Origin of the sequence: Paenibacillus sp. JNUCC32 (assembly GCF_014863545.1) — a bacterium.
GTDB lineage: Bacteria > Bacillota > Bacilli > Paenibacillales > Paenibacillaceae > Paenibacillus_AQ > Paenibacillus_AQ lautus_A.
In genome coordinates this window covers 2908352-2933359 of record NZ_CP062260.1, presented here as the reverse complement: position 1 = coordinate 2933359, position 25008 = coordinate 2908352, and the positions used below count along the sequence as shown (strand labels likewise).

General features: G+C 49.8%; 23 protein-coding genes. 18 read left to right on the top strand and 5 right to left on the bottom strand.

From position 1 onward, the window contains the following. Positions 1–7: 7 nt before the first annotated feature. The gene (xerS, locus tag JNUCC32_RS12955; protein ID WP_015734723.1) at positions 8–1090 is read right to left on the bottom strand and encodes a tyrosine recombinase XerS; all 1083 of its coding nucleotides are present in this window, start codon (positions 1088–1090) and stop codon (positions 8–10) included. A gap of 200 nt (positions 1091–1290) precedes the next feature. Here xerS and JNUCC32_RS12950 point away from each other — a divergent pair, with 200 nt between their 5' ends. The 6 genes from JNUCC32_RS12950 to JNUCC32_RS12925 all read left to right on the top strand — a co-directional run bounded on the left by JNUCC32_RS12950 (position 1291) and on the right by JNUCC32_RS12925 (position 7411). Further along, a complete protein-coding gene (locus JNUCC32_RS12950; RefSeq protein ID WP_192572323.1) occupies positions 1291–1794 on the top strand; it encodes a GNAT family N-acetyltransferase in 504 nt (167 codons plus the stop codon). 82 nt (positions 1795–1876) lie between these two features. Further along, positions 1877–2650, top strand: a complete 774-nt coding sequence (locus JNUCC32_RS12945; RefSeq protein WP_192572322.1) for an SDR family NAD(P)-dependent oxidoreductase — start codon at positions 1877–1879, stop codon at positions 2648–2650. Positions 2651–2774: 124 nt separating this feature from the next. Next, a complete protein-coding gene (locus JNUCC32_RS12940) occupies positions 2775–3662 on the top strand; it encodes an aldo/keto reductase (protein ID WP_192572321.1) in 888 nt (295 codons plus the stop codon). 533 nt (positions 3663–4195) lie between these two features. After that, a complete protein-coding gene (locus JNUCC32_RS12935) occupies positions 4196–5542 on the top strand; it encodes an ABC transporter substrate-binding protein (protein ID WP_192572320.1) in 1347 nt (448 codons plus the stop codon). Positions 5543–5659: 117 nt separating this feature from the next. Next, positions 5660–6517 (top strand): carbohydrate ABC transporter permease, encoded by an 858-nt coding sequence (locus tag JNUCC32_RS12930; protein WP_009589479.1) that lies wholly within the window; start codon positions 5660–5662, stop codon positions 6515–6517. A 21-nt stretch (positions 6518–6538) separates the two neighbouring features. After that, the gene (locus tag JNUCC32_RS12925) at positions 6539–7411 is read left to right on the top strand and encodes a carbohydrate ABC transporter permease (RefSeq protein ID WP_009589480.1); all 873 of its coding nucleotides are present in this window, start codon (positions 6539–6541) and stop codon (positions 7409–7411) included. 120 nt (positions 7412–7531) lie between these two features. Here the strand turns inward: JNUCC32_RS12925 and JNUCC32_RS12920 are convergent, their stop codons facing one another. Further along, the gene (locus tag JNUCC32_RS12920; RefSeq protein ID WP_192572319.1) at positions 7532–8470 is read right to left on the bottom strand and encodes an NAD(P)-dependent oxidoreductase; all 939 of its coding nucleotides are present in this window, start codon (positions 8468–8470) and stop codon (positions 7532–7534) included. 285 nt (positions 8471–8755) lie between these two features. On the opposite strand from JNUCC32_RS12920, the gene JNUCC32_RS12915 reads away from it, so the two are divergent. Continuing rightward, on the top strand, positions 8756–9190 hold the full coding sequence (locus JNUCC32_RS12915) for a MarR family winged helix-turn-helix transcriptional regulator (protein WP_096773420.1): 435 nt from the start codon (positions 8756–8758) through the stop codon (positions 9188–9190). Between the two features lie 56 nt (positions 9191–9246). Further along, entirely contained in the window at positions 9247–9882 is a 636-nt protein-coding gene (locus JNUCC32_RS12910; RefSeq protein ID WP_192572318.1) for an NAD(P)-dependent oxidoreductase, read from the top strand. A gap of 344 nt (positions 9883–10226) precedes the next feature. On the opposite strand, the gene JNUCC32_RS12905 is transcribed toward JNUCC32_RS12910, so the two are convergent. Continuing rightward, positions 10227–10688 carry an alpha-crystallin domain-containing protein gene (locus JNUCC32_RS12905; RefSeq protein ID WP_192572317.1) on the bottom strand — a complete coding sequence of 154 codons (462 nt, stop codon included), beginning with the start codon at positions 10686–10688 and terminating at the stop codon, positions 10227–10229. Positions 10689–10809: 121 nt separating this feature from the next. Here JNUCC32_RS12905 and JNUCC32_RS12900 point away from each other — a divergent pair, with 121 nt between their 5' ends. From JNUCC32_RS12900 to JNUCC32_RS12880, 5 genes are read left to right on the top strand one after another with little or no spacing between them, the layout of a single operon-like run. After that, positions 10810–11031: a spore germination protein gene (locus tag JNUCC32_RS12900; RefSeq protein WP_192572316.1), complete on the top strand. Its 222-nt coding sequence runs from the start codon at positions 10810–10812 to the stop codon at positions 11029–11031. A gap of 18 nt (positions 11032–11049) precedes the next feature. Further along, positions 11050–11277: a spore germination protein GerPB gene (locus tag JNUCC32_RS12895; RefSeq protein WP_192572315.1), complete on the top strand. Its 228-nt coding sequence runs from the start codon at positions 11050–11052 to the stop codon at positions 11275–11277. A gap of 47 nt (positions 11278–11324) precedes the next feature. Beyond that, complete coding sequence (gene gerPC, locus JNUCC32_RS12890; protein WP_192572314.1) at positions 11325–11942, top strand: spore germination protein GerPC; 618 nt, start codon at positions 11325–11327, stop codon at positions 11940–11942. Beyond that, positions 11920–12105, top strand: a complete 186-nt coding sequence (locus JNUCC32_RS12885) for a hypothetical protein (RefSeq protein WP_015734741.1) — start codon at positions 11920–11922, stop codon at positions 12103–12105. The genes gerPC and JNUCC32_RS12885 overlap by 23 nt, the downstream gene beginning before the upstream one ends. Further along, on the top strand, positions 12102–12521 hold the full coding sequence (locus JNUCC32_RS12880) for a spore germination protein GerPE (protein WP_192572313.1): 420 nt from the start codon (positions 12102–12104) through the stop codon (positions 12519–12521). The genes JNUCC32_RS12885 and JNUCC32_RS12880 overlap by 4 nt, the downstream gene beginning before the upstream one ends. 60 nt (positions 12522–12581) lie before the next feature. Here JNUCC32_RS12880 and tlp read toward each other — a convergent pair whose 3' ends face one another. Beyond that, positions 12582–12809, bottom strand: coding sequence for a small acid-soluble spore protein Tlp (gene tlp / locus JNUCC32_RS12875; protein ID WP_009589405.1), 228 nt, complete (start codon positions 12807–12809; stop codon positions 12582–12584). A 222-nt stretch (positions 12810–13031) separates the two neighbouring features. Between tlp and JNUCC32_RS12870 the strand changes: the two genes are divergently transcribed. The 3 genes from JNUCC32_RS12870 to JNUCC32_RS12855 all read left to right on the top strand — a co-directional run bounded on the left by JNUCC32_RS12870 (position 13032) and on the right by JNUCC32_RS12855 (position 16170). Next, positions 13032–14330 (top strand): YCF48-related protein, encoded by a 1299-nt coding sequence (locus JNUCC32_RS12870; protein ID WP_192572312.1) that lies wholly within the window; start codon positions 13032–13034, stop codon positions 14328–14330. Between the two features lie 608 nt (positions 14331–14938). Beyond that, entirely contained in the window at positions 14939–15355 is a 417-nt protein-coding gene (locus tag JNUCC32_RS12860) for a DUF2500 domain-containing protein (protein ID WP_015734745.1), read from the top strand. Between the two features lie 65 nt (positions 15356–15420). Then, the gene (locus JNUCC32_RS12855) at positions 15421–16170 is read left to right on the top strand and encodes an SDR family NAD(P)-dependent oxidoreductase (protein WP_192572311.1); all 750 of its coding nucleotides are present in this window, start codon (positions 15421–15423) and stop codon (positions 16168–16170) included. 109 nt (positions 16171–16279) lie between these two features. On the opposite strand, the gene JNUCC32_RS12850 is transcribed toward JNUCC32_RS12855, so the two are convergent. Continuing rightward, positions 16280–20698: a cadherin-like domain-containing protein gene (locus tag JNUCC32_RS12850; RefSeq protein ID WP_228468949.1), complete on the bottom strand. Its 4419-nt coding sequence runs from the start codon at positions 20696–20698 to the stop codon at positions 16280–16282. Between the two features lie 200 nt (positions 20699–20898). Between JNUCC32_RS12850 and JNUCC32_RS12845 the strand changes: the two genes are divergently transcribed. Together JNUCC32_RS12845 and JNUCC32_RS12840 are read left to right on the top strand one after the other, a co-directional pair. Continuing rightward, positions 20899–23232 (top strand): AraC family transcriptional regulator, encoded by a 2334-nt coding sequence (locus tag JNUCC32_RS12845; protein ID WP_192572309.1) that lies wholly within the window; start codon positions 20899–20901, stop codon positions 23230–23232. 137 nt (positions 23233–23369) lie between these two features. After that, positions 23370–25001, top strand: a complete 1632-nt coding sequence (locus JNUCC32_RS12840; RefSeq protein ID WP_192572308.1) for an extracellular solute-binding protein — start codon at positions 23370–23372, stop codon at positions 24999–25001. Positions 25002–25008 lie beyond the last annotated feature (7 nt).

The window sequence follows — 25008 nt, the reverse complement described above, 5'->3', positions numbered from 1 at the left end:
ACCATAATTACTCGTCGGAACGCCTCTCAATCGCCTCGGACATCGTTTTGTCCGTCAAATGGGCATACACTTCAGTCGTTTCGGTGGAAGCGTGCCCCAATTGTTCTTTCGTTTTATATATGTCATTTTGAAGATAGTAATCCGTTGCAAACGAGTGCCGCAGCTTGTGCACGGTCAGGGACGGCTTGCCAAAACGCTTGGCGTATTTGATGATCATTGCCTGAATCGCCCGTTTCGTCATGCGCTGTCCTTCATTCTGGCCGTTGCGCAGCGCGACGAAGAGAGCTTTTTCTTTTTTCGGCACTTTGTAGCGGGTCTGCCGCAGCTGCAGATAATGCTCGAGATCGTCTTTGGCCTGCGCCCGGAAGTAGACCGGGGTTTTAAAGGTTTCATCGTTATTGCCCTTACGATACACATGCAGCATTTTATTGTTCAGGTCGATGTCTGCAAGATTCAAGTTGACCACTTCGGATACGCGAAGACCCGAGTTTAGAATAAGGCTGGCAATGCAGGCATCTCGGACTTTGTTCTGTTCATGCGCGTATAGAGCCTGTTTGTTATTCTCCACATCGTGCCCGTATCCTTCGTGAATGTAAGTGATGAAATCCTGAAGCTCTTCTTCTTCCAGTATTTTTCCTTTCAACTTGGCAGCCGTATCTTTGGGCTTGTGAATCCGTTTGATCTCCACTTTGGCCATGATGTTGCGTTTAAGGAGCGGGTAAAAATCCTCATCCTCCGCAATCTGGCTTAAATAATGGAACAGAGAGCGAAGCGATGACAGCTTGCGGGAAACCGTAATTCGGGAGTTGGTGCCTTCCCGGCGCGTGGTCAAATATAATCGGTAACCTGTGATGCTGTCCATGCGAAGGGTCTCCAGCTCAAGCAGCGTCACGTCTCGGTTAGAGGCGGCTTGTGACAGCCCTTCCGACCGGAGCCAATTAAAAAACGTTTCATAGTCCCTTACATATTCGAGCAGGGTGGAGGGGGAGAGATCCGGAAGTTTGTAGTCGATAAATTGCTGCACAAACCAAGGCATGGCCGGCGCTTTCTCATCGAGTCGTGCGCGGTCGATATCTTTTTGTATATTCATGTTCCACCTCGAATGATTGTCTTTATAGCGATAATCGCTGTCATTATATACTAGTGTAACATATGGAAAGTCCGTCGTGCTTAATGCCTCACACGATCGTCTCCTCGATCCGATGGCGCTTGTGTTTCAACATAGACGGATACTATGATGAAGATGGGAAGCATTTGATATGATAGTGAAATGCCTAGGGAGGCGGCAGCATGATTTCAGAACGAGCGGAGCGCATGGGAATTGAGCTGGTTCCCAAACGGAAGCAAGCCGTTATCGTAAACTTGATGCAACTGTACTTGTACGATTTTACTAAATACCTGGATATCTCGGTGAACGATCAAGGATTGTTTTTACCCTATCCCGATCTCGATGAGTTCTGGAAAAAGCGGGAACGGAAATATCCGTTTCTGATTACGTTTGATCAACGGCCGGCCGGTTTTGCCTTGATCGAGCGTATGGACAACGCCGCGGAAGCCGACTATTACATGACGGAATTTTTCGTTATGCAAAAATACAGACGTACGGGATTGGGGACTTGGGCGGCGACCTGGCTGTTCGATCATTTCCAGGGACGCTGGAAGGTGACGCAGGTCAGCAGCAATATACCGGCCCAGGCTTTTTGGCGAAAAGTCATCGAGTCCTATACGGGCGGGCGTTATGAGGAATACGTGGCCCCGGTTCGTTTAAATCCGTCTCAATATTTCAATTCCTAGTAAGTCAGCATGAAATCAACTTTTGACGTGTTTCAACTGATTACCTGAGCTGTTTGCATATCTATAACTTGGAGGGATTCGAATGTATTTGCCCAGCTTTAATCTGGAAGGAAAAAAAGCCTTTGTAACAGGGGCGGGGCGGGGAATCGGGCGCGCGATAGCCGTAGGCTTGGCGGAGGCTGGATGCGACATTGGCCTGATGTCCCGAACCCGAAGCAATCTGGAGGAGACCGCGGGTCTAATTGCCGGCTTGAAGAAAGGTCAAGCCTATGTGCTGCCGGGCGATCTGACGATTCGGGAAGAGATGGAGGCGGCGATCCGCGAATTTGTGGACCAGGCGGGGCAAATCGATATATTGGTGAACAATGCCGGCATGAACATTCGTACGCCGGCGCTGGAAGTGACCGATGACGAATGGGACTTAATCGTGCAGACCAATTTGAAATCGGCGTTTGTCGCATCTCAAACCGCTGCCCGTTATATGAAGGAGCAGGGGAATGGAAGAATCATCAACATTTCTTCCGTAGGCGGCCATACCGCCCTACGCACGGGCGTTGTCTATGGATCGACCAAGGCTGCTCTAATCCATATGACCAAGGTGCTGGCGATGGAGTGGGCGCAGTATGGAATCCAGGTCAACGCCGTCGGGCCTTGGTATTTCCGGACGCCGCTGACCGAGAAGCTGCTGAATGACGACACTTACATGCAGGCTATCCTGGACCGGACGCCGCTAAAACGCGTAGGAAGCCTGGAAGAAGTGGTGGGGCCCGTCGTTTTCCTGGCTTCCGAAGCCGCCAATTACATGACCGGGCAGACGTTGCTGGTTGACGGCGGGCTTAGCATTTATGGATTTTGATTGGGGATTCTTTTCATGGATGCAGGTGCTTGAATCCTTTGGCAATTGTATCGGAACAAAGCTTTCAAGATTATCCATAACGGGTAATGTAGAATGGTAATCATAGGGAGGAGAGTGAAGGACGATGGAACGTAGAGCATTTGGGCGGACGGATATGCAGGTCAGTGTATTGGGATTCGGCGGTGCCGAGATCGGACAGTCGGATCAGAAGACGGTGGACCGGCTGCTGCACAGCGCGATTGACGCAGGCCTTAACATGATTGATACCGCGGAATGTTACGGCCACAGCGAGGAATTGATCGGCAAAGCGCTGTCGGGCCGCAGAGATGATTATTACCTGTTTACGAAATGCGGGCACGCCTCCGGATTGGACTACCCGGATTGGGATCCGGTGATGCTTGAGCAAAGCATTGACCGGAGCTTGAAACGGCTGCAGGTGGACCACGTTGATGTCATACACCTTCACAGCTGCTCTGAGGAAATTCTGCGGCAGGGCGCCGTGATCGAGGTGCTGAAAAAAGCAAAAGAGCAGGGGAAAACGCGGTATATCGGCTACAGCGGCGATTCGACGGATGCACTGTACGCCCTTCAAACCGGCGCATTCGACAGCTTTGAAACTTCGCTGAACATTGCGGACCAGGAGGCGATCGACCTCACGATTCCCCTTGCTATGAAGCAGGGAATAGGGGTTATTGCCAAACGTCCCGTAGCCAACGTAGCCTGGAAGCATGAAACATTAAGCGAACGGGACTATGCCTATCCTTACTGGGTTCGGCTCGGCGAGCTGAACTACGATTTCCTCTCTGACGTTCAGCAAGGCGTTGAGACGGCACTACGGTTCACCCTAAGCACGCCGGGCATTGCGACGGCCATCGTGGGTACGGCAAATCCCGACCGTTGGGGGCAAAATGCCGCACTGCTCGAGAAAGGGAAATTGCCGGAGGAGGTTTACGAATCCATCCGCGGCCGCTGGAGAGAGGTTGCCGGATCCGACTGGGTAGGTAAAGTGTAGATCGCGGCTTGCTTAGAATCTGAGATTCAGGCCAAATAGAGTATGAGGTTGATGCGCAATAAATACCGTCTTGGTATCCCGGAAGAGCTTGTCAAGATTTCTTGACAAGCTCTTTTGCCGTGATGAGAGCGCGGATGCCGCGTTTCGGCAGATCGATACCGATAAAGTGGAATGATGTTTCCGGGGAGGGCCGGCCATGCGAATGGCGGGTCTTTTTTTGTTGAATAAGAGAGCATGAGCGTTTCGATGGTGAATAATTATATTAATTCAACATATGAAAAATTCATAATAGGGAAATACCAACCACTTACGTTACTCTTGCCGCCCCGATGTTCCCGCTTAACTATGCCTTAACCTAGCACAATGATATGGCCTAAAAAAAGAGCTAGGGTGCGAAGAAAAGTTGACATGGAAATATTTCCCCCTGCTAAAGATGAATGTCCCCCTTTGAAAGCAATAGGGCTTGGAATAAAATTCTGGTAGACAGCAAGTGTTTGCATCAGGTTCTGAAAACATACTTAGGGGGATTAGAAATGAAAAGGACTTCCATGTTACTCATGAGTGTCATGCTGCTGCTCTCCATGTTCCTCGCAGCCTGCGGAAACAGCGGTGGCACCAACACTCCTGCCGCTGAAGGAGAAACGCCGAAGACGGAAACAACTCCGCCGGCGGAAGAGAAGAAGGATGAAGCCGCTCCGGTTTCGCTTCGCGTGTTCTCGACCTTCGGAGGAACCGACGCAGCACGCGAAGCCTTCCAAGCCGCGTTGGATGAATTCACGAAAGAGCATCCAAACGTAAAGATTGATAACGACACCATGTCAGCAAATGATGACGGTTTCAGAACGAAAGTCAACACCGATATGAACAGCGGCAACGAGCCAGACCTGTTGTTCTACTTCATCGGGGCTGACGCAGAAGGGTTCGTCAATGCCGGCAAAGTCGTGCCGCTGAACGAAATTCTCGACGCTGACGCTGACTGGAAGAACGGATTCATTCCGGATGCGCTTGAGCTTGCCAAGCAGAAAGACGGCAACATTTACGCTGCACCTTTGACCGGCTTCTACGAAGGCTTGTTCGTTAACAAAAAAATCTTCGAAGAAAACGGTCTGGAGCTCCCAACCGATTGGGCGAAGCTGACCACGGCCGTTAAGGCATTGTCCGAAAAAGGCATTATTCCTTTGTCCGTACCGTTTGACCAATCGCACTACCTGATCGAGCATACCATTTTGTCTGCGGCTGGTCCTGAAGGACAAAATAAAGGCCTGCTCGATGGCATCGATCCAAACTGGGAAAAAGCTTATGCCGCTATGAAAGAATTGTATGATCTTGGCGCATTCCCTAAAGATGCCGCAACAATCGACCTGAGTATGTCCGGCAACTATTACAGCGAAGGCCTGGCAGCCATGACCATCGAAGGATCCTGGGCCATCGGCGGCTGGAGCGACGATACTCGCGACAATTCCACGGTTGTGCCATTCCCGACGGTTCCTGGCGGCGTGGGCAGCGGCAATGATATCGTAGGCGGATTCGGTTCCGGCTTCTACCTCTCCAAAGCCACCTATGACGATGCAGCCAAAAAAGAAACAGCCATTGCTTTGCTGAAACACCTGACTTCCCCGGCGTCCATTCAAAAAATCGCTTCGGCTAACGGCGGTACACCTGCTGCTGACGTTGAAGTGACTGGATTGCCGCAAGTCGCACTCGACGGCTTCGCTATGGCAGCAAAAGCAGCCTCCATCAGCGCACCGGTTGACAGTAAAGTTTCGCAAGAAACGTTCGGTAACCTTCGTGCCAGCGTTCAGCCTGTAGTGGAAGGCAAGAAAACTCCTACTCAAGCGATCGAAGAAGCGAAGAAAACCGAGGATGCCAACAAAAAATAGTTGTTATCAGAAACGGTAGAAATAAAAGTGACGTACGCCGCCCCTCTGCTTTCATTCGGGCGGCGTAGTCATTTCGGCATGGACGATGAAGAAAAATAAACATCAAGGGTGATTAATATGAAGGGTGATCGCAAGTACATTGTGCTGTTTTTATTACCCGCAGCGGCCATCATGACAATCTTTCTATATTATCCGTTCTTCAAGAGTTTGTATCTCAGCTTTTATCGCACAAGCGGCTTTTTCGACAAAAAGTTTGTGGGCTGGGCAAACTATGAGAGACTCGTTACGGATAAGCTGCTTGGCGCTGCAACGCTGCACACGCTGGAAATTATGCTCTATGTTATCGTGTTCCAGGTGGGAATTGCGCTAGTGCTGGCCGTCCTGGTAGATAACATATCCAAGCTGAAAGGGTTCTATCGAACCGTATTCTTCTTCCCGGTGGTTATATCCGGTACGGCTATTTCTTTGTTGTTTGTGCTCTTCTACAACTACAACTTCGGTTTGCTGAACAACTTGCTGGCGAATTTCAACATCGAGAAGGTATTGTGGCTGGATGCGAAAAATGCGCTTAAAGCGGTATCGATCCCAACGGTATGGCATTATGTGGGCTTTTATTTCGTTCTGTTCTTGACCGCCATGTCCAAAATACCTTCGGATTATTATGAAGCCGCAAAATTGGAAGGAATCACGGGCCTCAAAAAAACAACGATGCTTACAATTCCGCTTATCATGAGTGACATCAAGGTCGTCATTACCCTTGCCATTACGGGTACGTTGAAGGTGTTCGAGTTCATCTGGGTCATCACGAGCGGCCAGAACGGAACCGAGGTGCTGGGGACGTACATGTACAAAAAGGCCATGGTGGACCAGAACTTTGGTTACGGATCGGCGGTTGCGATATACATGGTGGTCTTTGGCGTGCTGCTTGCGTTGATAGCCAACCGTTTGTTGAAAAGAGACGAGATTACATACTAAGCATTATAGGGGTGTACTGTTATGGAGCCAACCATCGTCGTTGAACACAAAACTCAGCGCGTTAGGAAGCGTCGGTTTAGTCTAGGCACCACGTTGATGTACGTGATTTTGACAGCGTGGTCCTTAACGACCATCTATCCGTTATTCTGGATCGTGAACAACTCGTTCAAAGTATCCCGCGATGTGATGAATAATTCCTTTGGCATCGCCTGGGAACCGGTGTTTGTTAACTATCAGAACGCATTTGACCGCATTAATATCGGAAGAAGTTATATCAATAGTTTGGTGATGTCCTTCAGCACCGTATTCTTGGTATTATTGCTTGGAGGATTAGCTGCTTACGTATTGTCCAGGTTCAACTTTCGAGGAAAGCGAACCATTTATTCCATTTTGTATGCGACGCTGCTGATTCCTGCGTTTGCAACCGTGGTTCCGGTCTATGAGCTGCTTATCAAAACCAGTCTGGTCAATACATACTGGGGTTTGATTTTTCCGCAAACGGCAGGCAATCTGACGTTTGCGACCTTGGTTATTGCCGGTTACATGGCAACCATTCCGAAAGAACTTGAAGAAGCGGCATTCATGGACGGCTGCAACCGATGGCAGATGTTTGTGAAAATCTTCGTTCCGATCTCTCAGCCCGTATTCGCGTCGGCAAGCATCTTCGTGTTTATGTGGTCGTATAATGATTTGTTCTCGGCATTGATCTTTGTGAACAAAGAGAATGTTCGTCCAATCGTTGCCTTGCTCAATGAGATCAGCTCGCAATACGGAACGGACTTTGGTCTGATGGCGACGGCAGTATCATTGACGGTTATTCCGGTTCTGATTGTATATCTGTTTATCTCGAAATATATCCAGAAAGGTCTGACCGAGGGAGCCGTCAAAGGTTAAGGAAACGGCGAACTCAACGAATAGGCAAGTCAAGAGGGGACATGAAGTCGCCTGTTTGACTTGCCTATTCGTTGTTAGGTTTCATACGAGTATTAAACTGCAGCGAGCGCGATCGGTAAATTATGGCGAGGTGAGATTATACTCGATCAAGCGGGAGAAGCCGTCTTCTCCATGGCCGGCCTGGATTGCTTTTCGGGCAATTGCTTTTGCTGCGATTAAGACGCTGCTATCAATTCCATGATGTTCGGCAGCGTGGATGATATGCTCCATGCTCGTTACATTCGAGATTAGGTTGGAACTGTCCCCAGGGTAAACGCCCCGATCCGCATCATGCGCCATATAGGTCATGATATCCGGCATTATGCGAATGATATTGTGCGCATAAGGGGCGATGTCTTCCGCAGCGATGTTCTCCGCCCGTGCAATGGCCAGCGCGTGTACATAACCGCTCATGGCTGTCCAGAACACATCTAGCAGCGCCACGTCATATGCCGCTGCACGACCCGGATCCTCGCCCAGGAACGAAGCGGTGCCGCCCAGGCTGGCGAGTATACGATGATGGCTGCGATAAACGTCTTCTGGCCCGCTGTACAAAATGACGGCCGAAGGCTCCCCAATCGTAGGTATCGGCGTCATTATGGCACCATCGATGTAGTCAATTCCGTTGTGGTAAGCCCATTCCGCCATTTCCCGTGCACGTTCAGGTACGTCGGCTGTCAGGTTTATAAGCGTTTTTCCTTTCAATGCACTTGTCTCAGAAGACAAAACGGCGTTCACCGCATCATAGTTGAGTACGCAGATGATAATAAGCTGGCTGGCAAGCACCGCATCCTTAACGGACGGAGCCAGCACGGCACCTTGCTTTACCAGCGCGTCAGCCTTTGCCGAGGTCCGGTTCCACACCGTTGTGGAATGGCCGCTCCTGATAAATGCACCGGCCAGGGCTTGCCCCATGGGTCCGAGCCCCAGCACCGTTACTACGGTTTGGCTGCCGTTTGCAGGCGTTTGCCGAGTTTCAGTTTCGAGCATTTGTTCTTGATGTTGTTTCGATGGTTTCATTGTATACCTCCTTAAGGATTAGCTTCGAATACAGTGTAGACCTTGACACTAATGACAAGGTCAACGATTTTTTACAACCCTAGAGGGGAGAATAATATTTCAACATATGAAAAATTCACAAAAGTAGTTGTAACACGTTCTACCATCTGTGGACCATGCTTACGGCTGAATCCGAACTTATTGACAAACGAAAGAGGAAAAAGCATTTAAACTAACTAAAATAAAGTTGTTGACAATAACATAGTTCAATGTTAATTTGTATATACAAATGAGAGGTGGCTGGATATGAACATCGATGATTCCATTTTAAGCTCGTGCCTGTTTTTTACGTCAAATCGGTTTGCACGTTCCATGACCAAGATGGCGGAGGATGCATTTGCAAAAGCCGGCTTATCCCCAACGTACTCCTATGTGCTGGTGGTGATCCATCAATATCCCGGAATTACGCAGAAAGAGCTTAGCGATAAATTGTCGATTGCTCCATCCACAAGCACCCGATTCATTGATAAGCTGGAGGAGAAACTTCTGGTAAAGCGCAAATCCGAATGGAAGGAAACGCATATTTTCTTGACGGACGAGGGGATGGCGTTATACCGGGAGCTGAACCAATATTTTGAAAAGTTATACGGAGAGTATGTCACCCTCTTGGGGAAGGAGCATAGCGAACAGTTAGCGAAACTTCTCCATGAATCCAGCGAATTGCTGAAAAGGGGAATGTAGCCTCTGTCTTTTTCACCACTCATTTGTACATACAATTGATAAAGGAGAGATTCGAAATGCAGATTGGTATTATCGGTGCGACAGGGAAAGCGGGAAGTCTGATTCTCAAGGAGGCTCAAGCACGCGGTCATGAAGTAACGGCGATCGTGCGTAATGCATCCAAAATCTCCGATTCCAGCATAAACATTTTGGAGAAGAACGTGCTGGATCTGACCAGCGCCGATCTTCAGCGGTTCGACGTTGTCGTGAATGCATTTGGCGCGGCGCCTGGGCAGGAGACTCAATATGTGGAAGTAGGCCGGGTGCTGATACAAGCACTAAAAGGCACGGATACCAGACTGTTTGTTGTCGGAGGAGCCGGCAGCTTGTTTGTGGACGAAGCCAAAACGCTTCGACTTTTAGAAACGCCCGATTTTCCGAAGGAATATTATCCGACGGCATTCCATGCCGGCGAGAATTTGAAGGACCTGGAACAAACTTCGGATGTAAAATGGACGTATCTTAGTCCGGCAGCGTTCTTTAATCCGGAAGGTCGGCGGACAGGGAGTTATCAGGAGGGCAAAGATCAAGTCATTGGCAACGCTAGCGGTAAAAGCTACGTCAGCTATGCCGATTACGTCATCGCGGTGCTCGATGAGCTTGAGCAGCCTAAACATCTCAACGAGCGCTATACAGTCGTATCCGAGGCTTAACAGGCCCGGACATGCGGCCTTCATATAGATCTTTGAATAAGCTGGTTTCTTAACTGAAATCAGCTTATTTCTTTTTGATTATGTTATTTCAATATATGAAAAATTCACAATAGAAAACACCTCAAGCGATATCTAGCAACATCCTCTTAAATACAGCCTGACCACTTACATAGCAGCTATGATAAAGGTTTAAACAAGGAAATCGCCCCATTACGATATCGCAATTCAGGCATCTATAAGTATTAGATAAGATGAGTCAAAACAACCTGCATACAACGGATATTGCATACAGGTTGTTTTGAACGGTGCTTCTGTTGGCTGTCCTTGTTGTTATCCGTCTGATCTCACAAGAAACGAATATTGATATCACGCAGGCGTCCGGGAGACATTTTCGGCATCTTAATTTGAAGCGTAGGCTGTCTATAGGTCGCAACGGATTGCGCAGGCAGTATGGGAACGGGTAAAGATATGGTTTGGTGTTGTTCTTTTGGCAAGCCGTTGATTTTGATCTGCGTCCGGTTCAGCTGAATCCATAAATTTTCCGGATGGATGCGTTTAGGCACATAACATTTCACGACCAGAAAGTTATGAGTATCAAACGTTTCATAGCGAAGCGAGTGTGGATCGGGAAGAATTTCATTTCCGGCAGTCGCTTTTCGTATCGTATCCTTTACATAATCCTCAATGATCGTGGGATCCAGCTGATAATCCTCATTGAGATGATTCAGATCCTTAAATGGAAAGGAATTGTTGTTAAAGAAAGAGTCCTGTGTCAACCAGTCCGGCTTTTTGGATCTTGAGCTCACGATAATCCCTCCTACGTTCTTTGCTTCCAGTGTATGGGCGAAGGAATGTTATAGTGACATCTGGGCATCCGACCACATAGAATAAATCGAAGCGGACGATTATGAACAAAGAGGTGGAATTGTGGTTTCAATTATCGGCAATATGAAAATCGTAAACGTGGGCCCCAGTTCTACGGTATTGGTAGGAAATACAGGGGTCATCGATTTAAACAGCACGACAAAAGCTTATTCCGGCGCCAACTCGTTCACCACCGGGGACAGTATTGGTACGAATATAGCAAATAACCAAGCCAACAATACGAATACATTCGATCCGGACCTTATTGATTCGCCAAATGCTTAATTAAGGTTGTGAGCCCCAGTGAATCTAACGGTACATCAATGCATTAATATACAGCAGCTTCGGGTTGGCGCGGTGACCAATTCCTCGGTGCTTCAGATTGGAACCGCAGGTGAGATCCGCGCATTATCCAACATTTATAACACGGGCGGTTTTACGGGACCTGCTCCGGAATTCGAGCCTCCGAATAATATGGCCCCCCTGGTTCCGTTACCTGCGCCGATTGAAGATCTATATCGGCCAGAATGAGGCTCATAACTTACGCATACAATCATTAGGGAACGGGGGGAGATGCCATGTATCAATACCATATCCAGCAATTGTTCCATTGTCTTCAGTCCCAGTCGGAGCAGCTTAACAGAATGGAACAAATGCTAAAGGAAATGCGTAATGATATAAATCAATTACAACAGGGCAATCAAAAGCCGACGGATCACGTCGAATATAAATTTGATTTATTGAAAATCGAAAAATTGGAAGGGACCTTAAATATTGGAGTAACACCCTCAGATGGGAAGTCTCTGGGGGATATCACCGTCAATGGCCAGCCGGCAGAACAAATCCAGGCGGGAGCTGCCGGAAGAAATCTATACTCAAACATATATCAGCAAGTTTCAAGCCACTTGGAACATGCGGTGCCGGCGCAACTCGAGCAAATGAATCCCCAGTCCAATCACGAACTTGGAGATCAATATGCTGCGGTGATGATAGAAGATATCCGAAAACAACTCGAAGATCGCATCAATGTTTACTTACAGCAATATCAAACGAACAGCGCCTCGATGAATCCGGGTGATGTTGAGCAAACGATCGCAAATCAAATGAAAAAAGAAATCGATACGGCAGTCGAGCAGCATCTTCATCATTTGCAACAAGGAAAGAGGAATACGAATGAAAATGACGGTCATCAATAAAGAGCTCCGGGTTGGTTCGATCCGTATTACGGCGATCTCCAGCTCATCCGTGCTGTTGATCGGAGATACCCGGGTTATTAATAGCAGTTCCATCTACGACACTCCTTCCGAATCCCTGCAGATCACCCCGCTCGTTCCGTTATCACCGGCTACGGCACCATGAAGCGCCATGTACTCGTTGATAACGTATATATCATCAATATCTCTAATAGTTCGGCGTGCATCTGCGGCGAATCGGGACATATCGATGCCTATACCCGGGCATTGGCGATTCAACGTCAAGTTCCGGTTTTTTTTGAGGACGAAGGCAATTATGAGGACTATCCGATTTTTTCGAGATCCATACCTGCATGGCAGCTTCCGTCAGAAGTAGACTTAGACGTTATACATGACCATAAAACGATTCATGTGGGATGCCTGGACGTGATATCGACAGCGTCTGCATCGGTTGTGCAGGTAGGTTCAAACGATACGATGAAATTAGAATCAAGGGTGAAGGCGATCAGGCACTTTATTACGGATGCGTCCCAAGAATTAAAGGATTATAAAGGCGTCATTGTCAGAAAGAGCCCACGCTAGTGTGCGGCAAAAAACAGGAGGAGCTTCATAAGCTCCTCCTGTTTTTTTGCGGTCTGAAGTTTATTCTCCTTGCTGGTGGGCAGCCTCGTCTTTAATCTCTTCCCGGAAGCCGGAAATACTCTTTTCGCGACGAGCATTGCGGTCTTGAATCTGTTCTTTCTCGCTTGCGGGAATCTCATCCCCGAACTCCTGAAGATAATCTTCTGCCTCGCGGAAGTTCTCGATCGTGTTTTGGACGGCCTGCTGCAAATGTTCGACATTGTCTTCGCGATTATCAGGTTTAGCCATGAAAGTTCACCTCCTTGTATGTAATGATCTTGCTCATTCGCACACCTCAAAAGTCTTCCATAATCGAAACATCCTTATGCATCTGAGAATGACGCTATCAAAAAAGCTACAGTATTGTAAATTTTGCAAGCCGGTTCTTTACATTTCCGTAGGATGTAATATGTTATAATGTCGAAAAAGCAGACTTGCCGGCATGACATCGAATAAGAGGAGGAAGAATTCTTGATATCTAGACGTTTTATATTCTGGCTCGGTATGCTGATGATGATTGTATTCATGTTAGCAGCCTGTACCTCAGAACCGATAAAACAACAACAGCAAACTTCTACTGTAGAAGACCCTCCTGAATCAATTGAAGATGAAGAAGAAGGTCAGACCATCACACTAGTAACGCCGGATACGGCCATGAAAGCACCTGAGGAAAAAAGCAAATATCAGATACATACACGGTTGACGGATTTCCATCTGCTCAATGAGTCAACGGGGATTGCTTGGGGGATCACGAACACAGAACTGCGTCTCTATCAGACCGAAGATTACGGTGAGACCTGGGTCGATATCTCTCCATCATCCAATGTCCAATTCGTTGATAAGCTGGAGTATGGGAAAGACATCGTGTTCACGGATAAAAATCATGGTTGGATTATACGAAACAAACAGAGATCGGCCGAAACGATCCTGCTCAATACGACCGACGGGGGCGGCAGCTGGAAGCTCTCTTCGCTTCCGGAGACGGGAGTCGTTACGGCAATGTCCTTCGTTTCATCCCAGCAGGGATGGATTATGGCGAAAGGCGATCTCTCCCGGGGATCGGAAGAGAAGTCGCTGTTTCACACCAGCAATAATGGCGGAGTATGGGATGAGATTATGCAGAATACGGAGTATCCGACATCCCGAATTCCGGGAAGCGTCATTCCGCGAACCGGATCCGTCATCGGATTAACGTTCACGGATTCGCTTGTCGGGTTTGCGACCATCCGTGAAATGCAATCTTCCAAGTTGTATATAACACGTGACGGAGGACAGAAGTGGAAGTCTTCCGGCCAAGTATTCAAAAGCAAGCTGCTCGATACGTGCGGTTCCGTTTTTGCCGGGACTCCCAAGTATCTGGGCAAAGGTGGAAGCGGAAGCGAGATTTATATACCGGTTACCTGCGTGAAGGAAGATCAGGCGAACTATTTGGGTTACTTTACGGCCGATACGGGGAAGTCATGGAATTTGGTGTCGTTCCCCATGACGGGAAATAGCGGGAAGGGAACCATCCAGCCTGTCTTCCGTCGTCTGCATGACGGATGGAGAATGGTGAACGGCATCGTCTATCATACGAGCGATATGGGCAAGACCTGGACACCATTCCCTAGAAGCAAGCTGTTGTCCGATAATCTTGCAAAATATCCGAATGTGGTCAAATTGCAATTCACATCGTCGGATGTCGGCTGGATGCTGATTGAAACGACGGACAAAAACCGATCGCGCCTGATGAAAAGTAGTGACGGCGGCGTTACCTGGCAGGGGTTGTAATACCGACTAATAACCTACAAGCAGGATCTGATTCGCCAATCGAAAACTCTCTCGATGACGAAGGCTTTATCGGCTAAAACCAACGGTTCCGATAAAGCCTTTATAAACTTATTATATTGTGAAATAAATCACAAATAAAATTCAACCTGTATGCTACTATAAAGATGTAATCAGGTACGTCAAAAAGTTTGGAAGGGGACGATCCTTATGCATACCGATCAAATGACGATAAATTTCCTTCGCTTGTGCTACCATTGCGATGATGCATGTTTATGTCAGACGGAGGAGCAATGTTTGGCTTGCTGGAACGAGCAGGACATGGCACCGCAGGACCATGAAATGACGGGACAAGAAGAAACGATGAAGTGGATGAGATTGGCTTACGATTAAGCGGGTATGAACAAGATGAAGACAATGAATGGATCAGGGCGTTATAAGGTTCCGTGAAGAAGCTGATGACTGGCACATTGCCGGCATCAGCTTTTTTTGACGCTCCCAGAAAGGGACAAGTTCTTTAAAATTTCAATCAAACTTTCCATGATGCATGAGTTAAATTGTCCGACATAAAGCATATACATATTTCAAGACAAGGTGGAGGGGGGAGCCGTATGGGATCGGGGTCAGATTGGATGTTCGATTTTTTCGGCAGCGTTATGCCCGTGTTTTTCATCGTCGTCATCGGGATCATTTTGCTGTCGGCCGGTAAGGGAATCCTGCAATGGAGTCAGAATAACCGACAGCCTTTGCTATCGGTCGATTCCAAAATTGTGAGCAAGCGAACGGAAGTGAAACATACACAGCAGACGGATGATACGATGTCGAGCCGTACTCGTACCACCTATTATCTGACATTCGAAGTGGAGAGCGGAGATCGCATGGAATTTGCCGTAAACGGCGAGGAATTCGGCATGTGCGCGGAAGGGGACGAGGGACTGCTTCGTTTTCAGGGAACCCGGTACTACGGATTCGTCAGGCACCCCAGAGCGCATCTTCATGTGGTCCGGGGTTATGAACAACCTAAATAAGAGGCTGGTTCATTTTATGACGCCTTCTCCTGTGGTATATAATGTAGGGGAAGGAGGAGCTGCCTATGAAATTTCAGGATAAAACGGTGGTGATAACGGGCGCTGCGAACGGGATAGGCCGCGGATTGGCTGAGGCTTATGCGGCTAGCGGAGCTCGAGTGATAGTAAGCGATGTTCATGAAGAGCAGGGCTATCTGGCGGCAAACACCTTGAAGGATCAAGGATTTCATGCCGTCTTCATCCCCTGCGATGTGAGGAAGGAAGAAGAGATTAAACGCCTGATGAACCAAGCGGCCCAATATGGGGGCACCATCGATATCTTAATAAACAACGCAGGGGTCTCCCGATGGAAATCACCATATGAGCTTACGGTGGGAGAATGGGACGACGTAATCAACACGAACGCCAGAAGCTGTTTTTTGGCGACCCGCGAGGCTGCCGCATATATGAAAAAGAGTGGGAATGGCGGGGCTGTCGTCAATATATCCTCCACGCGTTCCATCATGTCCGAGCCGAATTCGGAAGCTTATGCGGCTTCCAAGGGAGCCATCGTTGCGTTGAGCCATGCCATGGCCGTTAGTCTGGGGCCCGATGGAATTCGGGTGAATTGCATAAGTCCGGGCTGGATTGAAACCGGGGATTATGAAGAGCTTCGATCCGAGGACCATAAGCAGCACCCTGCGGGTCGGGTCGGGATTCCGGCCGATATCGCCAAAGCCTGCTTTTATTTTACCGATCCGGAGAATGACTTTGTAACAGGGGCCCATCTGGTGGTGGACGGCGGCATGACCCGCAAAATGATATATGAACCTTAACTTGTTTCGGATAAAATAAAAAAGGATCGTCTCCTCGGGGACGATCCTTTCCTGATTATAACCCGTATTCGCAAAACAGTGGCGAATATCTCAATATAGCCGCTTGGACTTAACGGACGGTTATAGCCATGGAATCCGTCTTGCCGCTCGTCCGGTCGGTTACGCTGACAACGGCAATTCCGCTTTGATTCGCGCGGGCAACTCCCTGTGCGTTAACGGAGATGATATGGGGGTTGCTGCTGCGATAGCTGAGTTTGTCGAGGGATTCCTTGCGGCCATCGGGGTGAAGAAGTTCAGCACGAAGCTGCTGCGTTGTCTTGGAAGTCATTAGATCCTTGCCCAGCAGCCGGAGAAAAGGCTGATTTCCATCGAATGCGGCCGTGACATGGAGCGTTTCAACGAATCCGTAACGTTGGTCCTTAACCGAGATCGCAGCGCTTCCCGGAGATATCGCCTTCATCCGTCCGGTTGAACTCACTTGAATGATATCCGGAGCATCGGATGTGTACGTCAGCTCTTCCGCCTGTTCACGCATCCCGCCCGGGAAGCCGTACCAGGCTTCGATCTGTCCCGATTCGCCCAGTTCGAGCTCATCTGAAGCTTCCACGCGCATCACGATCGGGGCTAGCGGGTAAACGCCGACTTCGGTGAAGCTATTCCAAGGGTTGGCATTATTTCCTTGGCCCAGTATCCGAATGTATCGGGCTGTCGTTTGCTCCACAAGAAAAGTTTCAGGCTGCACAGTCGTGCCGGAAGTCAGCCCATTCTCGTAGATGGTCGACCATTCCTCGCCATCGACGGAGGCAAGAACATCAAACCGGTTTTTACGGGTATCCCCTAAATATATGGCCAGCGAAACAGCGCCCACTGGCTTCGGCTCACCCAGGTCAAGCTGTACGTATTCCGTACCCGGCGCGGACCAGCGAGTGCTCAGGTTGCCGTCGACGGTATGTTCCGGAATGTTCGCCGATTCGGGAACGGCGCTCGCGGTAACATGCCGTACCTGATATTTTAGATGGTTCGGCGGTTCGCCTATGGCCGGATTCCGGGTGAATTTGATGGTATATTTATTGCTCAGATTCGGTTGAGCGTCGTTCTGAATGACGATGGTTGCCGTACCCGGAATCGTTTCTGCCTGATCAATGGACACGGCATGCTCCGCTTCGGCCGTCATCACAGGCGGAGAGGGAGCATCAAACGGAAGTCCTACTTCATAATACGTGATTTCTGGACGAAACCCATGGAGCGGCATTCCGTCCATAAATAAACGGTTAGCCATAGGTCGGGCTGCCGGTTCGGGCAGATCGCCGTCAGGTATGGTCCATTCCAGCAGGGGAGTATACCCCGTCTCCGCTGGAGGTAACGGATCGTTTGCATATAAAGGAACCATGCGAACGGACAAGCGGACATCCTGGACGTGCTCCAGGTGTATGGTCAGCTTGCGCATGCCTTCGTTGCTGGATTGGCCATCCGGATTCGGGGAGGTGGCCAGCGGCGCTGCATCCATGACGGAGAACCGGGCACCGGCAGGTCCTTCGACCAGCTCAACATACAGCCGCTTATCCAGTTGTGAAAGAATGGCGGCGCGTCCATTCTTCACAATCTCCACGTCCGCTCCGGTGTGCATGAACCAATACAGCTCTGAAGGAAGCTTCAGTTTCATCTCATCCTGGATGACCAGCTCGCGTCTATCGGCGGAGAGTTTCATTCCTCTTAACATCTCGCCTGCGTCTTTCCGGTACAGGTCGGTCATATCCAGAATCGTATAGGCTCCTCTTGGCTTCGATTCCTTTTTTATCGTAACGGCTGTGCCGTAAGGCTCTTGCTGAACAATCGGATTCTGGACGGGATTGATGACGATGGTATTATGTCCCTCGGTTTTTTTGCGGTAATACGTCCAGCGATTATAATTGTAATCCCAGAAGCCGGGCAAGCTGTAGGATTCGTTCCCCAGATCGGATGCCCACCTTACGCCAAGCGCGTCAAAAACGAAGGTACCGCCATCCAGATCGTTATGGCTTCGCATCGTTTCGTTAACGCCTTTCATGGAAGCAAACAAGGCATAGGGATCATCCCATGCGCTCCGCATGGAGGCCGATTCAATGCCGGTGAAGAAACGATCCAGCTCGGTCGGAACCGTTTCAAACATGCCAGGCTCGTAAAACACCAGATAGAGAGGGTGGAAGTAGCCCTTGCGCTCATACAGATCGCCAATAAACCAGGCGTATTCAGGTTTGTTGAAGAACGAGGCGAACCATAAGGATTCATACATGTTGTAGCTGACGCCGCCATCATAAAAATTGAACACGCCGCCTTCGCCTAGCAAATGATACGGATAAGCGCCCGATGCCTCGTATCCCGGCAGCAGGGACAGCCCAAAATCGGTACCCAGGCTTTTATTCAAGCCTTGAATATACATGGCCAAGTATTGGCCTCCATAATGCCAATAAGCAGGACCTTCCGGCCAAGAACCGTCCACGGTATAGTGACGAAGCGCATATTGCAGCTTCTGAAACGTGCTCTGGATGACTTCCAGCGCCTGATCCTCGGTCTCAGGCTCATCCGCAACGGTTAACGCAAGCAGGCCAAGGCCTCCGTTGTCTACCAGGTTAATGTTATTGTGCTCCCCGTTATGGCGGAATTCACCCCGGTACCAATCGAGCGCGACAGCAAGCGCATGATCTCGAATCGCCGCATTCAATTGGGATCGCTGAGCTTCATTCAAATCGTCGTATATCCAATCGTAGGCCAGCGCAACGGCGAAAGACAATTCGGACAAGGCAAGGATGTTGTTGGTTCTGCCGCCCCAATCGGGGTAGTGCGTCATCGCTTCCAGTTCCTGCCACGCACGTTCGGCATAACGGGATTCGCCGGTCAAGCGATACATGAGCGCGGTCGGAATCAAGCGGTCGCGTAGCATGTAGGCATTGCCGCCATTAGGTTGGTAGGTTAGCGGCGAAGTTGCAAGGACGGGGTCCGCTTGATTTCTCAAGAGTTCCATCCACTCCGTCATATAACGATCTCCGCTTGCCAGCAATTGCTTGGAGCGGTTCAAATCGTCCGTGGATGCGAGAAGGCGCGGATGGGAACGGGTGGATGAGGCATGACCGTGCAGCGATTCCGAAATTCGATCTGCCGTCGGCCCGACAAAGACCAGCATATCGCTTTCCGTACGTCCGCCACGTCCATCTTCAGCCGATACGCGAAAACGGTCGTACCCCAGATAGTTTTCATTAGGAGCATATCGATAAGTACCCTCGGCATCCACTTGAACCGTGCCCTGTGATGGCGGTGCTTCAAGTTTCCATGCGATCGGATCTCCATCCGGATCCTTCGCTTTCGTGAACTGGCCGGAAAGGGAAGTATTCATCGTCGTATAACCCCATTCCAAATCCAACAGGGGAGCAGCATTCACAGGAGTAACGTGGATCGTGCCCTGGCCGAATTTGGCGCCGCCCGTATCAGCCTGCAGGGCAGCAAACTGGAAGAGGTCCGTACCGCTAAAGCCGCTGTCGGGATAGTAGGTAAAGCTGCCGTTCTCCTTTACGGTAATCTTGCCGTGCGCAGGCTGGGAGACGAGGAGATACGTATGGTCGGCACCGCTGCTGTCGCGCGCGGACAATTGCCCGAGCAAAGCTTGGCCTTGAGCCGTTTCGCCTTCGTAATCGTCCACCAGCAAGGTGTCCGGCGCATTGACGCTGACCGCCATAGAGGCGGTATGAGCACCGTCATAAGTCGCTGCGGTTACGGTTGCAAGTCCTGTGGAAAGGCCGGTTACGTCACCTTGATCCGTCACTTCCACGACTTCCGGATTGGACGGAGACCACTGCAGCTGAGGGGGAGGTGACGAACCTGGCTCATAACGGACGGAAGGTGTTATGGTCTCGCCCGTATTCAGATAGGCCACATCCGGTTCGATCGCGATGGATTGAAGCGGCTCCTCAACCAACACATCGTCGAACCAAGCTTTGCCCGTTCCGGTTTCCAGAAACAGCTCAACGGTCAATAGGGGCGGTGAGGCTGCATTATCCGGAACGGTGAACAGCTTCTCCATATACGTCCAGTCTTGGGTGCCCTTGAGCGTTCCGACATGAACCAGCACATTGCTGGTGCCGGTTCGCTTCATTTGATATCGGATGAGCGCGGCATTGCTGACGGACTCCGTTTTGACCCAGCCGCTGATCCGATACGTTTTCCCGACCTCTACCGGGATGGACTGGGTTATGGCTGCCCGGCTGGACGTTCCTGCGGGACCTTCGATGCTGACCGATTGTTTCCCGGATTTGAATATTCCCGAATCTACTCCCAATATGGGCGAGCCTGTTGGAAGCCACTGTCCCCAATTTGCCGGCTTGATTCCGCCTGACCAGCTGGACCCCGCCTCCGTTGCCTCAAAACCGCTGTTCACAAGCAACCCCTCCTGTACCTGATCTCGTTCGCTCTCTGCCCATGCCAATGGGGGCGGCAAAAAGCCATGAAGCCCCGTAATCAGCACGAGTACAATCAGAGCCATTCGTTTCACATCCATTCCCTCCCGACTGATATCGATTTCCGGCCATGAAACCGGAACACTTCCATCGTAGAGGAAGCCGCAGCGTTCGAGTATGATACAATTTCGTGATGCATTAACATTTTTGAAGAAAACCTGTTCATGTTAAATAAAAACAGTATGATGTAATTAATGTAAGTGCGGAAAGAACACATCTAAAGAATGGAAGGAATGAGGGTATGGGGAAATTGACGACAACCACTGCAAGAAATGAGCGATCCAATCGCGTATCCGTGTTCGTTACGTTGCTCATGTCCTATCTTGTGGTACTGCTGATCCCGGTCATCGTGTTCTGGGGTCTGTATACCCAAATCGAGCGAATTATGATCGAGAATGCCAACAACTCCAACATGGCACTCATCGAACAGGCCAAGCAGGTCGTGGACAGCCGATTGGATGAAATGCATTTGATTTCCCGGAACATTACTTCACATCCGAGACTGGATACGCTGTTAAAGGCAGGATCCCCTCAAACCGGAGCGGAGCATTACAATTACTACACCTTCATGCAGGAAATGCAGCGGTACCGAAACAGCAGCAGTTTTATCACCGATTTTTATGTGTATCTTGATGAGAGCGATACGGTTCTCAGCCCAACCTTAAAAACGACGTCCAGCGTCTTGTTCTCCGATATCTACGGATATGAAAGCTTAACCTTTCAACAATACCAAGCGGATATACTGCGCGGCGTTCATTTCAACCGGTATCTGCCCGTAACGGAGGTCGGCAAAGGCCTGAACCAGAAACGAATGCTCACATATATGCAAACGCTTCCATTCGGCGAGAAAAACAACCCCAAAGGCGCCCTTGTCATGCTGATCGACGAAAGGCAGATTACAGGCTTGCTCGAGGAGATCGTGAAAACCAACAACGGAACGATATCCATTAAGGATGCCAGCGGTCAAGTGATTCTTCGTGCCGGTGAAACCGCAGTATCCAATGTGGGTAAAGCTGAGGATAAGCAGGCCGTCATGACGGTATCGTCCAGATCCGCACGCAGCGGGTGGGAGTACGTGTCGGTCGTGCCGGAAAAAGTGTTTATGGAAAAGGTGAATATGGTCAAACGAATGGCCGCAGGCGTTCTCGGCATCTGCCTGGCCGCCGGAGTTGCCGCTTGCGCGTACATGACGTACCGGGCGTATTATCCCCTGCGCGACATTATCCGCTTTATCCGCCAATCCCATCCGGTCAAGGAGGGGAAGGTACGCAACGAATATGATTTCATCAAATCCACGATGGCCGATTCCTTTGGCAAGCAGACAGAAATGAAGGAGCAATTGTCGAGGCAAACGCCGGTGATCCGGTCCAACTTTTTGCAGCGTTTATTGAAGGGAAACGTGGATGCGGCCGATATGTCGGAGCATGCCCTGGAATTCATGGGGATATCGTTTCCGCATCCCGGCTTTGCCGTTGCCCTGATCGAGCTGAGGGATGCCAGCGGGTTCATTCATAACGAACGGGAAAGCGAATGGGCCCTGATCCGCTTTGTCACAGGGAAGGTGGCCGAAGAAATTCATCCCTTTACCGCGTATTCCGTGGATCTGGAGAAGAACCAGGTCGCCATGATTCTGAATATGCCGGAACCTCTGCAGGACAAGGCGGGCGAGCTGTACGATTGGGCGGAACAAGTGAAGCTGGTGATCGAACAGCGCTTCAAGTCCGAGATCACGATCGCGATCAGCGATATCCGTTCGGATCTTGGATGTTTGGCAAGCGGATATACCCAAAGCTTGAAGGCGCTGGAATATTCCATTTTTACGGCCTATAAACCGATTTTATTCTACGATGAAATGAAGCAGAAAACGGGGGTGTATTATGATTTTCCCATTGAGACGGAAATCCAGCTCATCAACGCCATGAAAAGCGGGGATACGGATAAGGCTCAGGATATCATTCAAAGTCTGTACCACAACAACTTCAGCGGTCAATCCATCTCGCCCGAGCTCGGTCGACTCATGTTCGCGAACCTGCTCAGCACGATGTTCAAGCTGCTCAATGCCTTAAATTTGAAATACGAGGACGTATTCGGTCAGGCAGGCAAATCGATCGAGGACATTACCGAGGGCAGCACGGTAGAGGAGCTGTACCGGGAAGTGAAATGGATGTTCGGCCAAGTCTGCCTGTACGTAAGAGACCAGAGAGGCGATTCCTCCTCGCAGCTCCTGGATAAGATAAAAAGCTACATCGCGGAGCATCACGACGATGCCATGATCAGCCTGGCTTCCATTGCCGAGCAATTCGATATCACGCCGCCCTATCTGTCGGCCTTCTTCAAGAAGAACAGCGGGACCAATCTGACCGATTACCTGGCCAAAATTCGGATCGAGCGCTCCAAGGAAATGATGCGGGATGCCAAAAATACGATTTCGCACATCGCCCGTTCCGTCGGTTATACCAGCGATGTCGGTTTTATCCGGGTATTCAAGAAATACGAAGGGATCACCCCGGGAAAATACAAGGAAACCCTGCATTCCCTATCATCAACCTTAAGAAAAGATCATCTCAATTCTTAATCGCTGTATATGGATCCAGAAACTGTACGATATACGTTGAAAGCGCTTCAGCATTAATATTTGAGGCAGGGCCGGCATCAACTCGGCCTGAACATTTGGGATGATCATTCATTAGGAAAAAAGGGAGGCGTCGTGATTTGAAAACAAACCGGAAACGTATGACGAGACTGGCCATCTTCATGCTGATTGTGGCTATGATTGCCGGGTGCAGCGGAAAAGGCTCGGGAGCCGAGGAGCCTGCCGGCGACAAAGGCAAGGAAGGAACGGGCGTTGCCTCAGGCGGAGAAACGGGGTATCCCGGCCAGCTGACCTACTGGGTATCGCTGAATGCCAACGCATCGGCAACGATGCAGGATATGAACGGCATTGCCGCCTATCAGGAAATGGAGAAATTGACAGGGACCAAGGTTGAGTTCCAGCATCCGCCGGCAGGGCAAGAGGCAGACGCCTTCAACATTATGGTCTCGTCGGGCAACTTGCCGGATGTCGTGGAGTATGGCTGGGCCAACGTATCCGGAGGGCCGGATAAAGCGATATCGGACGGTTCGATCATTCGCCTGAATGAGCTGATTGAAGAGCATGCTCCGAACCTATCGAAACTGCTGAACGAACACCCGGAATACAAAAAGCTGATAACGACGGATGGCGGAAACATTTACGTATTCCCGTTCATCCGCGGAGACGAGTATCTGCTGACCTTTAACGGCCTTATCATCCGCCAGGACTGGCTGGATCAGCTCAACCTGCAAGTGCCGGAAACGATTGACGAGTGGTATGAAGTATTAAAAGCGATCAAGACCCAGGATCCCAACGGGAACGGCCAGGCGGATGAAATCCCGCTCCTGCTTGATATGGATATGACGGGCATTAACCATGCATTTGTCGGCGCGTGGGGAATTACGACAGGATTTTATCAGGTGGACGGGAAGGTACAGTACGGCCCCATCCAACCGGAATTCAAATCTTATTTGGAGACGATGAGCAAATGGTATGCCGAAGGCCTGATCGATCAGGATTATGCGGCAACGGACGGGACGCTCAAAGATGCCAAAGTGACCAACAATCAAGTGGGTGCCTTCTCCGGATACATGGGCAGCAGCCTCGGCCGCTATTCCGAACTCATGTTAAAAAGCAATCCGGATGTCAGTCTGGTGGGCGCTCCCAACGTTGTGCTAAAGAAGGGGGACACGCCGCTTCTTGGACAGAAGGATTCGCCGTTCAACGGATTTGGGGCGGCTGTGACGAAAGCGAACAAATTCCCGGCGGAAACGGTGAAATGGCTCGATTACAAATATGGGGAAGAAGGGCACATGCTGTTTAATTTCGGGGTTGAGGGAGTCAGCTACGAGATGAAGGACGGGTACCCGACCTATACCGACGAAGTGATGAAGAATCCAGATGGGCTGTCGATCACCCAGGCGTTGTCGAAATACAACCTGGCCAGTTATTCGGGACCTTTCGTTCAGGATCGCCGTTACGTCGAGCAGTATTCCGCGCTTCCTCAGCAAAAAGCGGCCATTGAGACATGGATGAAGGCGGAGAACGACCGTTTAATGCCGATTATTTCGCCGACGGCAGAAGAGAGCACGCGTTATGCCTCGATCATGAACGATATTAATACGTATTACGAAGAGATGGTCAACAAATTCATTATGGGCGTGGAGCCGATCAGCGGCTTTGATCAATTTGTCCAAACGGTGCAAGGAATGGGCATTGAAGAAGCCCTTCAGATTCAGCAGTCTGCGCTGGACCGTTTTAACAGCCGGTAAGTTGTAG

Coding starts and splice junctions, on each gene's coding strand:
- JNUCC32_RS12920 (WP_192572319.1), bottom strand. CDS start 8,470: ATGAAACCATCGAAACAACATCAAGAACAAATGCTCGAAACTGAAACT.
- JNUCC32_RS12880 (WP_192572313.1), top strand. CDS start 12,102: ATGAAGCGCCATGTACTCGTTGATAACGTATATATCATCAATATCTCT.
- JNUCC32_RS12845 (WP_192572309.1), top strand. CDS start 20,899: ATGGGGAAATTGACGACAACCACTGCAAGAAATGAGCGATCCAATCGC.
- JNUCC32_RS12940 (WP_192572321.1), top strand. CDS start 2,775: ATGGAACGTAGAGCATTTGGGCGGACGGATATGCAGGTCAGTGTATTG.
- JNUCC32_RS12945 (WP_192572322.1), top strand. CDS start 1,877: ATGTATTTGCCCAGCTTTAATCTGGAAGGAAAAAAAGCCTTTGTAACA.
- JNUCC32_RS12930 (WP_009589479.1), top strand. CDS start 5,660: ATGAAGGGTGATCGCAAGTACATTGTGCTGTTTTTATTACCCGCAGCG.
- gerPC (WP_192572314.1), top strand. CDS start 11,325: ATGTATCAATACCATATCCAGCAATTGTTCCATTGTCTTCAGTCCCAG.
- JNUCC32_RS12950 (WP_192572323.1), top strand. CDS start 1,291: ATGATTTCAGAACGAGCGGAGCGCATGGGAATTGAGCTGGTTCCCAAA.
- JNUCC32_RS12925 (WP_009589480.1), top strand. CDS start 6,539: ATGGAGCCAACCATCGTCGTTGAACACAAAACTCAGCGCGTTAGGAAG.
- JNUCC32_RS12860 (WP_015734745.1), top strand. CDS start 14,939: ATGGGATCGGGGTCAGATTGGATGTTCGATTTTTTCGGCAGCGTTATG.
- JNUCC32_RS12915 (WP_096773420.1), top strand. CDS start 8,756: ATGAACATCGATGATTCCATTTTAAGCTCGTGCCTGTTTTTTACGTCA.
- JNUCC32_RS12910 (WP_192572318.1), top strand. CDS start 9,247: ATGCAGATTGGTATTATCGGTGCGACAGGGAAAGCGGGAAGTCTGATT.
- tlp (WP_009589405.1), bottom strand. CDS start 12,809: ATGGCTAAACCTGATAATCGCGAAGACAATGTCGAACATTTGCAGCAG.
- JNUCC32_RS12885 (WP_015734741.1), top strand. CDS start 11,920: ATGAAAATGACGGTCATCAATAAAGAGCTCCGGGTTGGTTCGATCCGT.
- JNUCC32_RS12855 (WP_192572311.1), top strand. CDS start 15,421: ATGAAATTTCAGGATAAAACGGTGGTGATAACGGGCGCTGCGAACGGG.
- JNUCC32_RS12850 (WP_228468949.1), bottom strand. CDS start 20,698: ATGGATGTGAAACGAATGGCTCTGATTGTACTCGTGCTGATTACGGGG.
- xerS (WP_015734723.1), bottom strand. CDS start 1,090: ATGAATATACAAAAAGATATCGACCGCGCACGACTCGATGAGAAAGCG.
- JNUCC32_RS12935 (WP_192572320.1), top strand. CDS start 4,196: ATGAAAAGGACTTCCATGTTACTCATGAGTGTCATGCTGCTGCTCTCC.